The sequence below is a fragment of the Bradyrhizobium liaoningense genome (assembly GCF_018130785.1).
Taxonomy (GTDB): Bacteria; Pseudomonadota; Alphaproteobacteria; order Rhizobiales; family Xanthobacteraceae; genus Bradyrhizobium; species Bradyrhizobium liaoningense_A.
This window is the reverse complement of sequence record NZ_JAFCJT010000021.1, coordinates 123,104-134,321: the sequence shown is the minus strand read 5'-3', so window position 1 is coordinate 134,321 and position 11,218 is coordinate 123,104. Positions and strand designations below refer to the sequence as shown.

At 63.2% G+C, this 11,218-nt stretch carries 11 protein-coding genes and 2 tRNA genes; 5 read left to right on the top strand and 8 right to left on the bottom strand.

The window, feature by feature from the left end; translation table 11 throughout:
• The coding region (locus JQ627_RS30540; protein WP_249143505.1) for a DUF5801 repeats-in-toxin domain-containing protein at window positions 1–2,109 on the bottom strand (2,109 nt) is incomplete at its 3' end.
• Window positions 2,110–2,247: 138 nt separating this feature from the next.
• Here JQ627_RS30540 and JQ627_RS30535 point away from each other — a divergent pair.
• Both JQ627_RS30535 and JQ627_RS30530 read left to right on the top strand, forming a co-directional pair.
• Window positions 2,248–2,763: a hypothetical protein gene (locus JQ627_RS30535; protein ID WP_249143504.1), complete on the top strand. Its 516-nt coding sequence runs from the start codon at window positions 2,248–2,250 to the stop codon at window positions 2,761–2,763.
• Between the two features lie 116 nt (window positions 2,764–2,879).
• A complete protein-coding gene (locus tag JQ627_RS30530; protein WP_249143503.1) occupies window positions 2,880–3,326 on the top strand; it encodes a hypothetical protein in 447 nt (148 codons plus the stop codon).
• A 525-nt stretch (window positions 3,327–3,851) separates the two neighbouring features.
• On the opposite strand, the gene JQ627_RS30525 is transcribed toward JQ627_RS30530, so the two are convergent.
• A tRNA-Tyr gene (locus JQ627_RS30525) sits at window positions 3,852–3,937 on the bottom strand.
• A 207-nt stretch (window positions 3,938–4,144) separates the two neighbouring features.
• On the opposite strand from JQ627_RS30525, the gene rlmB reads away from it, so the two are divergent.
• On the top strand, window positions 4,145–4,975 hold the full coding sequence (gene rlmB, locus JQ627_RS30520) for a 23S rRNA (guanosine(2251)-2'-O)-methyltransferase RlmB (protein WP_212488069.1): 831 nt from the start codon (window positions 4,145–4,147) through the stop codon (window positions 4,973–4,975).
• A gap of 64 nt (window positions 4,976–5,039) precedes the next feature.
• Here rlmB and JQ627_RS30515 read toward each other — a convergent pair whose 3' ends face one another.
• A complete protein-coding gene (locus JQ627_RS30515; protein WP_212488068.1) occupies window positions 5,040–5,528 on the bottom strand; it encodes a hypothetical protein in 489 nt (162 codons plus the stop codon).
• Between the two features lie 44 nt (window positions 5,529–5,572).
• The gene (locus tag JQ627_RS30510; protein ID WP_212488067.1) at window positions 5,573–6,058 is read right to left on the bottom strand and encodes a hypothetical protein; all 486 of its coding nucleotides are present in this window, start codon (window positions 6,056–6,058) and stop codon (window positions 5,573–5,575) included.
• A gap of 326 nt (window positions 6,059–6,384) precedes the next feature.
• Between JQ627_RS30510 and JQ627_RS30505 the strand changes: the two genes are divergently transcribed.
• A complete protein-coding gene (locus tag JQ627_RS30505) occupies window positions 6,385–6,873 on the top strand; it encodes a hypothetical protein (protein WP_212488066.1) in 489 nt (162 codons plus the stop codon).
• Between the two features lie 161 nt (window positions 6,874–7,034).
• Window positions 7,035–7,109: transfer RNA gene (locus JQ627_RS30500), tRNA-Thr, on the top strand.
• A gap of 18 nt (window positions 7,110–7,127) precedes the next feature.
• On the opposite strand, the gene JQ627_RS30495 is transcribed toward JQ627_RS30500, so the two are convergent.
• The 4 genes from JQ627_RS30495 to JQ627_RS30480 form a co-directional block, all read right to left on the bottom strand.
• Complete coding sequence (locus JQ627_RS30495; protein ID WP_212488065.1) at window positions 7,128–7,541, bottom strand: GFA family protein; 414 nt, start codon at window positions 7,539–7,541, stop codon at window positions 7,128–7,130.
• A 156-nt stretch (window positions 7,542–7,697) separates the two neighbouring features.
• On the bottom strand, window positions 7,698–9,530 hold the full coding sequence (locus JQ627_RS30490) for a PQQ-binding-like beta-propeller repeat protein (RefSeq protein WP_212488064.1): 1,833 nt from the start codon (window positions 9,528–9,530) through the stop codon (window positions 7,698–7,700).
• Window positions 9,531–9,634: 104 nt separating this feature from the next.
• A complete protein-coding gene (locus tag JQ627_RS30485) occupies window positions 9,635–10,348 on the bottom strand; it encodes a class I SAM-dependent methyltransferase (RefSeq protein WP_212488063.1) in 714 nt (237 codons plus the stop codon).
• Window positions 10,349–10,422: 74 nt separating this feature from the next.
• Complete coding sequence (locus JQ627_RS30480; RefSeq protein WP_212488062.1) at window positions 10,423–11,142, bottom strand: bifunctional 2-polyprenyl-6-hydroxyphenol methylase/3-demethylubiquinol 3-O-methyltransferase UbiG; 720 nt, start codon at window positions 11,140–11,142, stop codon at window positions 10,423–10,425.
• Window positions 11,143–11,218: the final 76 nt, after the last annotated feature.

Genomic DNA, 11,218 nt, shown 5'->3' with positions numbered 1-11,218 from the left:
GCTGATGTCGATGCTGGCGCTGTCCGTATCGCCGTCATTGTCCGTGATGGTCGCAGTCAGCGTGATCGGAACGCCGGAGATCTGGATCGGCTCGTTGCTGGGGCTCGGCTCAGACGTAAGCTCGTGTACCGAGCGCTCGAGCGTCAACTTCACGTCGCCGGACGTGGAATCCGCTTCGAGCCTGAAGACTTCCAGGCCTGAAGCCGCAGCGATGGCGTCAGTTCCCTCGCGCGCCGAGATGACGCCGCCGACATTGAACAGAAACACCTTGTTGCCGGTAAGGGAATCGACAAGACCCGTGTCGACACCGTCTGCAGCAACAGACAACGCGTAGGTGATGCTGGCGCCATCAGCGCCATCGGCATGCGTAAAGGAGCCACTGAAGTGTTGCGTGGCCGAAGCCGGGAACGTCGCCGTTTGCGCGCCGCCAGTCAGCGCGCTTTCATCGACCTCGAGCGAGCCGGGCAAAACCGGGAGCTGCGGCCCCTCTTCGCCACCCTCGCCCTGCTTGACGGCGATGGTCGGGCTGTCGTCATGAATGATGATCGTCGGGCTGATGTCGATGCTGGCGCTGTCCGTATCGCCGTCATTGTCCGTGATGGTCGCAGTCAGCGTGATCGGAACGCCGGAGAGCTGGATCGGCTCGTTGCTGGGGACCGACTCAGGCGTGAGCTCGTGCACCGAGCGATCGAGCGTCAGCTTCACTTCGCCGGACGACGAATCCACCTCGAGCGTGAACACGATGGCGCCGTTGGCGTCGGGGGTAGCACCCTCGCCGCCGACGCGCGCGACGATCGCGCCGTTCTCGTTGAACAGGAACACCTCGTGCCCGGTCAGGGAATCGATCAGATGCGTGTCGACTCCGCCGGTCGCCACCGACAGCGCATAGGTGATGGTGGCGCCGTCGGCGCCGTCGACATGCGTAAAGGCGCCGCTGAAGTTTTGCGTGGCAACGGTCGAGAACGACGCCGGCTGCGCGCCGTCCGGCAGCGCGCTCTCGTCGACTTGGAGGGGACCAAGGAACGGGAGCTGCGGTCCCTCTTCTCCACCGCCCTCGCCCTGCGCCACGTCGATGCTCGGGCTGTCGTCGTTGATCGTGATGTGCGGACCGAGGTCGAAGGTTGCGCTCGCCGAGCCGCTGATGTCGACCGCCGTCGCCGTGACCGAGACGAGGCCTGCATCGAGATGAATGCTCTCATTGTTGTTGTGCGGATCGTTCTCGTGAACGCCGCGCAGGTCCGTCATCGTGATGAGGCCGTTGCCGTCCACCGTCAGCGTGAAGACCGTGACCTGCTGCCCATTGATCGTGACGACACCATCGACTTCGCCGGCCCCGTTCTGGACCAGGACGACGGGCTTGCCGCTGAGCGAATCGATCAGATTGGTATTCGGATTGTCGACCTTCAACGCATAGGTCACGGACACGCCGAACTGCGAATTCACCGTGAAGACGGTCTGGAGAGTCTGGGTGCTGATGCTGGACCCGGCCGGACCTGTCGTCGAACCGACCGAATTCGTGCCGTTGAAAGGGATGAAGCTCTCGTCGACCACGAGCTCGATCGAGCCGGCCACGCTGACCGTCGGAGCCGTTATCGGAAGGAATGGCTGATCACCGGTCTGGAATGTTCCGAGTTCTTCCTGCCCCAGCAGATCGAGCGGATTGCCCGCGCTCAACACATCGACAACGCTGGTCGTAAAATTGGCGCCACTCCCTTGGGCGCTACCGTTGCCGTCGCCTGCAGCGGGCAGCACGGACTGATCGGTCGTGATCGGGAAGAGGCTCGCGAACTCCTGCACATTGACATCGCGTCCAGGCGCCAGCTCGATCGACAGGAGTTGCTGACCATCGTGCCGGGAGTCGAAGACCGGGTCGACGGTGATCGTCGACTTGTTGTCGAACAGGATGATCAGCTTCTCGCCGACATGGACGAGCGTGATCTTCTCATTGGCAATCGACGAAAAATCGAGCTTGACCTTCTGATCATATCCGAGGTGCAGCACCACGGCTTGATCAGTGAGCGGCTTCGTTAGCGAGAAGGTTCGAACAGGGGTTGAATTAGTCGCAACAGTAGTGCTGGCGGCCTGCGCCACCTGGAATTGAGCATTCATTTAATGGCCCCTGCCAAAGACTTGTGCTGGAAAAGTAGAAAGTAAGCCGAAAAACTTCCCTATTAAGCTATTGTTAACTGCATGATGGGTCAACAAAATCAACTAGTTAACAAAGACATTTCGGGGGAGCGTGGTAAATTGGTCAAATTGTTGGCAGGTGACGGCCAAAAGGTATTTGAGATGAACACCTTGCAGCATATTGACCGGAACCGCGCAGCAAGCTTGCGAGCAGCAGCAGCGGTATTATTTTCCGCCATGGTCGCGTTGCTTTGCGGATTTGACAGCCCGGCTTGGGCCGAAGACACGAACTCCCACGTGGAGCGAACGGTGAAGTCCGCTGCCAACAAGGACACACGGATCGGGCTCTATCTCAATGTACTGCCCGATTGCAGCTCCGGCCCCCTGCCCACGATTCGCCTTGTCAATCCGCCGGTGTCGGGGAAAGTGACCGTGAAGTCGGCCAAGGTGAAAGCGACCAACTACAAGGCTTGTCTGGCGCTGGAAGTGCCGGCCTATGTTGCATTCTACAAATCGCAGCCCGACTTCGTCGGCGACGACGTGCTCACGATCGAAGTCAAATACGCCGGCGGGCGAACGGAAATTCAGAAGATCACGATCAACGTTTCAGGCCCTGGCGCGCAGCAGAAAATCTAGGCCCGGCAATTCTCCACGTTGCTGCAACACCAGTCCCTCGCCAAACGAAAGTAAATAGCCTTTGCATACACGCCCCACGGCCGGAGGCGCCCGGCGAAGCGGCGAGAGTCGTTAGTTTGACGCTGTTGGGGATTTTTGCTCTCTTAGACCCTGTGATTTCAAAAATTTCTCTGGGGGCGGCGATGCGCAGTTTGATTTTCAGGTATCTGACGGCAGTTGTCCTTTTCGCAGCAGGAGCAGTTGGTAACCCTGGAGGGGCAGTCGCTGCCGACATGGCCTTGAAGGCTTCGCCGAGCGCGATCGGAAATTGCTCGGAGTTGGTCTTTACCTGCGAGAACGGAAGACAGTACCCGCTGTGCCCGATCGCCGTGTCAATCGAGGGCGACGTCGTGACTGCATCGCTGCATACTGGTCGCTCTGGCGGCGTGCACGTGCGCTTGGTCCCGATGGGCGTCGGATATCGCTATTCCGGCGCCGGCGTTTGGGTCGACGGCTTCCGTGGCAATGCGTTGCTCAACTTTGGCAAGCACAGCCAAATCGCCTGCACAATCGAGAACTACTAAGTGACGTACCCTGTCGGCGCCCCACAGGGGCGCCACCTGTTCGTCTCGCTTGTTAGCCTTTGGTGCGAACGACGACCGGTCTCGCCCGAGGATACATAAAGGCCTTGGGGTGGACGTAGACGGGGCAATAATTGTCCCACTGGTATTGCTGCCAATTCCACTTCCAGCAGCCGTTCGCGATCTCTGGATCGGAATACCAATTGAGCCGATATGGCTCATCTCCGAATGGGTACGAACCGGCCTGAGCGCCAGCAGATGATCCACTTATGCAGATGACTGCGGCAATCGCGACGAAGCATGATCTAAACATGGCTTTCTCCGATTATGCCGACAAAGTGCCAAAGCGGGACATTCTTATCAAGCTTGGAGAAGTCCGTTACACGAGAGACCCTGGCCGCCGGGAGTCTGAAGCGGCCTTGGGATCGCGAGCGAGCAGCCGACGTTCACCGCACGGCCGGGATCTGACCTTTGTCCGACCCTGCCGGGTCACACCCGAATCAAATTTGAGCTCTTGATCGACAAGGATGGTGGGGGAGGCAGGACTCGAACCTGCGAAGCCATGAGGCGGCTGATTTACAGTCAGCTCCCTTTGCCACTCGGGACACTCCCCCGCTCGACGGCAGCACAATCGGGCCGGACCTTGCCGGCGGACCGAAGACGGCCATGGAACGTGAAGGCCGCGACATCCCGGATCGGGGCGCGACCGGGCGCGTTTATGAGGGAAGCGGTGGGGCAAAGTCAACCGAGGCGAACAGCCAAAATCGCCTCCATCCGCACCCAAATTGCCATATTCCGGAACCCGTGACACAAGCGAGCCCATGAAGGATCGAAAATTCGTCCCCAAGGGCCCCCGGAGCGGGTCTAAGCCCTTCAACAGGCCCGGGAAATCGGCCGGCCGGCCGGCCTGGCGCGAGCGCGATTCGCACGCCGACGGGCCGGTTATTCTTTATGGCTGGCACACCGTCACCATGGCGCTCGCCAATCCTCAGCGCCGAATCCGCAAGCTGACGCTGACCGAGAACGCGGCCCGGCGGCTTTCGGATGAAAACATCCAGACCCGCGTCCCGCACGAGATCGTCCGCCCGCACGAGATCGATCGCCTGCTCTCGCCCGATGCCGTGCACCAGGGTCTGCTCGCCGAGGCCGATCCCCTGCCCTCGCCCGACATCGAGACGCTGAAGCAGGAAGGCATGGTGCTGGTGCTCGACCAGATTACCGATCCGCACAATGTCGGCGCCATCCTGCGCTCCGCCGCGGCGTTTGCGGTCAAGGCGATCGTCACCACTGCGCGCCACAGTCCGGAAGCCACCGGCGTGCTCGCCAAGGCCGCCTCCGGCGCGCTGGAGCTGGTGCCGATGGTGACCGTGCAAAACCTCGCCCGCGCGCTGACTGCGCTGAACGAGCGCGGCTTCCAGACCGTCGGCCTCGACAGCGAAGGCAGCGAAGACCTCAGCAACGTCGCGCTGCACGAACCGCTCGCACTGGTGCTGGGAGCCGAAGGCAAGGGCCTGCGGCAATTGACGCGCGAGACATGCAGTGTCGTGGCGCGGCTCGACATGCCCGGCGAGATCAAAAGCCTCAACGTCTCGAACGCCGCCGTGCTCTCGCTCTATGTCGGCGCCAGCCGGCTCGGGCTGATGAAGCGCTAACAAGCAAAAGCGCCCGTCCGCATCACGCGGACAGGCGCTTCTTCAACTCAACCGATCAGACGAATCAGTAATAGCGGCGCAGCACGCGGTGACCGCCGTAGTAGTACGGCGCCTGGCGATAGCCATAGCGCGGGCCGTAGCCATAGTGCGTGCGCGGCAGGTAGCCGTAGCGCGGGCCGTAGCCGTAGCGATACGGACGATAGTACGGACGGTGGTAGGGATAGGCGGCAGCGCGATAGCCATAGCCGTAGCCATAATTGGCGGGCGCCACGACCGCGTCCTCACGATAGGTCGGATACGGCGCGAAGGCGCCCGGGCCGGTATAGGTCGGGCCCTGGTTGACGTAGTAATACTGCGTGGTCGGCTCAGCGAGGTGCTCAAAGCCCCAGCCGCCATAGCCGGCGCCATAGCCCCAGCTACCGCAGCCGGTGTTGCAGCCGGAAAAGACCGGCGCGACCGGCGCGCACGTGCTGAAGCCGCACGCCGCGGCGGGCGCGGTGGCGGCGAACATCACGGCAGCCACCGCGACCAGTCCCGAAATCATTTGACGCATTACTCTCTCCTGTTGATTTCCGCATTTTTGGATTTTGACGTTTCTTAACCCGGCGGTCTGCCGGGAAGCTCTGCACGCGGCCGCGGCCGAGGACGCCGCGGGTGATCGTTGATCTCAGGCGCGAGGATCACCGGCGGCGGATTGACGGGAACGTCCATCTGCGGCGGCAGCGGCGCCGATTGCACATCCCAGCTCTGGTGATAGCTCTCGGCGGGCCTGGGCAATTTTCGGTTCGCGGGCGGCTCGACCTCGAGCCGGCCGTAGCCGGGCCGCAAGCCCAGCGTCGGATAATAATGGCCGACATATTCGGGCTGCCGCTCGGCGATATAGCGCCCGCCATAGATCGTCGGCTGCACCTGGATGTTCTTCCCGAGGCCCCAGACACCCTCGACCACGCTGTAGGACGCGTCGATGCTGTTGATGATGATGGGCACGCCCGGGCGACCGGGAACGACGATATCGAAGCCGCCGCCGGCAAACGCCGTCTCGGGCACTCCGATCAGAAAGGCGGCGAGCGCGAGGGCGCGCATGAAGGGACCCCGGTTATCCGGCGACAACCTATCCGATCGCGACGCAGAGAGAGTTAAGGCCCGCTCACCAACTTCCGGTAAGCCTAACGCGTAAGGATCGCATGGTGCTCGAATGTCGCGAAGCGAGCTAGCGAAGCGTTAACGCTGTGCGGAAGCCGTGATGCACGGCTTCGCGCGGGCCAGCCTGGATTGCGTGGCACAAACTGCACATCCCCTGCGCGATCACATCGAAGTGACGCCGCTCGAATGAAATCGCGGAACGACTTGTCGACGATCGCACTTAGCGTCGCACTTAACGATGCTCTCAACCACATGGAGTAAATACCATGACGAGCCTCAAGTTAATCGGCGCCGCCGTGATCGCGGTATCCGCACTCGCGAGCCCTGCAATGGGTCAGGCCTCCATCAGCAACCCGGCCGCCTGCGAATCCATGTTCCCCAGCGCCAATTGCCTCAACGCGGGCGCCGGCAGCCCGTACGCCACCAGCCGTCAACAGCGACAATATAGGCGGACAGCCTATCGCGACCCGAACCGCTACAATAACGTGAACAGGCAGGATAATGGTTTCTGGCCCGCAGCGACTGCGGGCGCGGTTGCAGGTGCCGCCGTCGGCACCGCGGCGGCCGTTGCCTCAGCGCCGTTCCGCAGCTGGGACAATTCCTACGCCTATGACACTTCCGGTGGGTATGCCGGCGGCCGCGGCGAAATGGGCTGGTACGGCAATTGGGATACCTACGCGGCCCGCAACGGCATCGTTTGCCGGCCAGGCACCTGGTACAAGGGCGCGGACGGCCTCCAGCACATCTGCCAATAGGTCCCCATTCTGGCGAAGTGAAACAGGCGGCCCTCGGGGCCGCCTGTTTCATGCCGGCAATGGGCGGGCCGGTTCTGGCACTTTCCGATCAAGTCTGATATTGCGGCGCGCACGGGTGGACGGCTCCGGCGCATGCCGGTTCCTGCCCGCTTACCAGCCTCGCCGGCTTAGCTCAGCGGTAGAGCAGCGGTTTTGTAAACCGAAGGTCGGGGGTTCAATCCCCTCAGCCGGCACCAGCTTCTGACGCGCTGCTCTCAGTTCGAGTTCTTCGGCGCGCTGCTCCGCTGGAAGTGCTCAGCGTCGGGGATCTCCACCCAGGCGTGTTTCGATTGTTCGAAAACCGATCTGACGGGGGCCGGGTCGTTAGCGACCGCTATTGCGCCAACGGCAACGCCGATCATCGCAGGCAGGTTTTCGGCCTTCCAATAGATCGTTGAGCCACAGTCGGGACAGAAATAGTTGCGGACCGTGCCGCCGCTTGCAGCAGCGCGGACGAACTCCTTGGGCGTTCCCGAGATCGTGACGGCCTCCGCCGGATAGAAGGCGCCGACGCCGAACGGCGCGCCGGTTCGGCGCTGGCAGTCGATGCAATGACAGGCAACGACCAGGCCGGATGGTCCCGGAAGCGAAAGCGCAAGGCCCCCGCAACTGCATCTGGCATTGATCATCGAAACAATCCTACCTCGTTGGCCGACAGGTCCGTGCGCATCTCATCTCGCGACGGACCGCGGGCGCCAGCCGGTGTGTCTTGTGTTTGAAATGCGAGTTGGATTGATCGTGGCTTCGCACCTTGCTCCGTCATTACTCGCAATGACGATGACAGCTCACTCCGTCCCCACCTCGAACGCCAGCAGCACGTTGCCGGCGACGCCGCTCCATTGGCCGTAGCCGGAATTGGTATAGAGCATGCCGCCGGCGATGACCGGCCCGGGACCATCGATCGCGCCACCATGGGCGGGGACGCCGTTGACGGCCTTGTAATCCTGCGCGGTGTCGAACTCCCAGATCAGCTTGCCATCGGTGGCATAGGCACGCAGGAAGCCGCTGACGCCGCCGGAGAACACGACGCCGGGGATCAGGCTCACCGCGGCCGAAAGCGCAGGGCTGCATTGGAGACGATCACCACAAGCGACCGGAGGCACCTCCATCACAACTGTCCCACTGGCGAGATCGAGGCCGAACAGGCCGCCGCCCTGCGTGGAGTCGAGACGTCTGGTGCCGTCACGCAGGAAACGCACGTCGGAGTTCGCGACGTAGATGCGGTCCTGGTCGGCGGCCGAGCCCCATTCGCTGCCGCCGAGCGCACCGCCCTTTCCGATCCGCGTCTGCCACAGGATCTTGCCGCCGTCGTCTGGATCGAGCGCGTGCACGACGCCGGATTTCTGTGCAATGGCAAGAACGCGCCTGCCGTCACGCAAGGTCACCAGGATCGGCGACTGGCCGAAATCGTGATCGGGCCCGTGATCGTCGGGGCAATTCGTCCGGTCCGCAGTGAAGCACGCGACGACGAAAGCATCCTTTGGCGTGGCCTGCTGCTTCCAGAGCAGCTTTCCCGTCGCGAGATCGAAAGCGAGAATTGCGTCCGCGGTCGCGGCCGGCGGATTCGAGTAGGAATTGCTGGTCGCGACATAGACTGCGTTGCGTTTCGGATCGATCGTCGGCGCCGACCAGATCGCGGCACCGGACGGGCCGAAGAGCTGCGTGCCCTTCACATTCTTTTCGGTCGGGTGCGGCACTTCGGGGATCGTATAGGCTTGCCAGACCGGCTTGCCGGTTGCGGACTCCAGCGCCACCACGCTGCCGCGGAAGGTGCAGCATTCGTAGGAAGCTTGCGAGCCAGCGGCTTCCTCGAGCGAGGCCACCGGCACGTAGAGAACGCCGGAATGAAGCACCGGCGCGCCGGTGATCCGCGCGGCCGGATGCTCCTCGACCTTCGTCTTCCAGATCAGCGCCCCCGTCAGCGCGTTCACGGCATAGGCGTTGGCACGCAAATCACCGAAGAAGAGCGCGAACTGATCGGAGTCGGGAAGCGGTGCGGCCGTGATCGCGGCGCGGATCGCGGCATCGGTCGCGAACGTCCACAGCGTGCAGCCGGTTCGCGCGTCGAGCGCGTGCACCTTGCGGTCGGTGCCGCCGATGAACAACAGGCCGCCCACGATCGTCGGCGGCGCAAAGGACACCGAGGCGCCGGGAAACGCGTAGGCCCATTTCAACCGCAGGCGCGGCACCTGCGCCGCGGTCAGGCCAGCCATGTCGGCCGGCTGGAAGCGGCTGTTGTTGAGATCCACGCCCCACCCGTTCCAACGTGGACCGTCGAGCGGTTGCGGAAAGCCGCTGGCCTGCTGCGTGCAGCGGCCCTGAGCGTCAGACGCGTTGTTGATCGCGGCCTTGCCGGTGACGAAAGAAGCAATCGCGCGACGCTCGTCGTCACTGCGCTCCTTCGCCATCGCGGCCATGCTGCCGGAAGTGAGTGTCCCCAGCACGTGATCGAACGACATCGCCTGCATGGCACCGCGCGCAGGCGCGCGGCTCTGGGCATCGCTGGCATCGTGACATTGCGCGCAGTAGGTTGCGTAGAGCGCGGCGCCGTCCTGCTGCGCCAGTGCCGGCGCGGAGCACCAGATCAACAGAGCCGCTAAGACAAAAATCGGCCTCATGGCGTTCTCCGGCATCGTCGTCACGCGCCCCAAGATCGCATCTCACAACCTAAAGTGTATCGCCAGAGCGACCACGGAAGCAATGGGCGTTCCGCCTGCGTCTGTCACACATCCGTGGCAATGCGGACACGATCGGGCAATTCATCCAGCCTCCATAGGGCGAGGCTCTTGTCGCGCCAGCCACCGCCGCCCTCGTCGCAACGCTCGTTGATCAGCGCGCGCGGCAAGGGCCAGTTGAATGGCGCCCTCTCCATGTTCAGCGCGCGCCAATCGCCATCCGCGCAATCGCGGTTTGCATCCCATTCGGTAAATGTCGTGAGCAGCAGGAAGCCCGCGCCGCTCTCGGCAAAGCGGGCAATTGCGCGGGCGATGTTGTCGAAGCTCAAATGCACCAGGCAGTCCCGGCACAGGATGACATCCGCGCGCGGCAGCGCATCGCGCGTGATGTCGGCAACGAGAAACCGGCCGGACAACTCGTCGCCGGCCACACGCCGGCGATTGGTCTCGATCAGCGACGGCACGATGTCGATGCCGGTGTAGTCGAGGTCGAACTTGATGTGGCCGATCCAGCCGGCATCGCCGCAGGGCGCATCGAGCAGCGAGCGCGCCCCGAGCCGTCGCAGCAGGGGAGGAAGCTCCTCCCGGATCGCGGCGGTCGCCGGGTCCTCCGAGCCGAGGCCCGAGACAGATGTGGCCGCGCCCCACAGGTTGGTCCGCTCGATCCGCTCGAACCGCGCGGCGAGATCGAGGCCGGCAAAGTTCTCGCGATCCGCAACGAAGCGATCATGGGCGAGCACGGGTGGACGATTGGCGATCATCGGGCGAGGCTCACATCCAGATTCCGTCGCGAACACACTAGCAGGCCAGGCGTTGCATCCGAAGTCCGTCTTTCTCAAGCCGGTCTCTGCCACTCCATGATGTGGAAGTAAGGCACCCGGCGATGAAGGGCATTCCTGCCGGGATCGCCGCCCTTGGGCTCCGGCTCGACGAACAGGCGCAGCTGGAGGCCGTGATCGAGCAGTAGCGTCATGTAGCTGCTGAGCGGACGGTGCCAATTCTGGATCCGGATGCCGCGCCAGCTCACCCAGTTGCAGCGTTCGTCCATGTAGTGATCGATGGCAAATCGCAAGTCGCCGTTGCCGTCACGCGTCCAGCCATCGGGCGGCCCCGCGGTATTGAAGCTGGTCAGGTTGGCGATCAGCAGCGTGCCGCCAGGCCGCAGCGCCGCCACCATCTTCGCGATCGCCGCGGCGAGATCCGGCATGTCGATCAGGCTGAGGTAACTGACGACGAGATCATGGGACCCATCGAAATCCATCGTCTCGGCGCGGCCGAGCCGATAATCGCCGTTCGGGTCCAGCTCCCTGGCGCGCGCGAGCAGCGCTTCGGTCGGATCGATGCCCGTCGTGCGGATACCCGCGCGCTGCATGATGCGGCAGAAGCGCCCCTCCCCGCAGCCGACGTCGAGCGCATTGCGGAAGCCGCGCCCTTCGATCCGCGCCCGCATCGGCGCATCCAGCACGAAGCGGCGGCCATAGTCGCCCTCCTCGCCCTGCTCGACGATCCAGGCCGCCGCGGACGCGGCCCAGCCGTCGCTGACATCCTCGTTCATGGACAGGCCTTGGGAAATGGATGTTGACCGCTTGCGTCGCGGGACGGCTAATGACCACAGATTGGATCAGATTTCA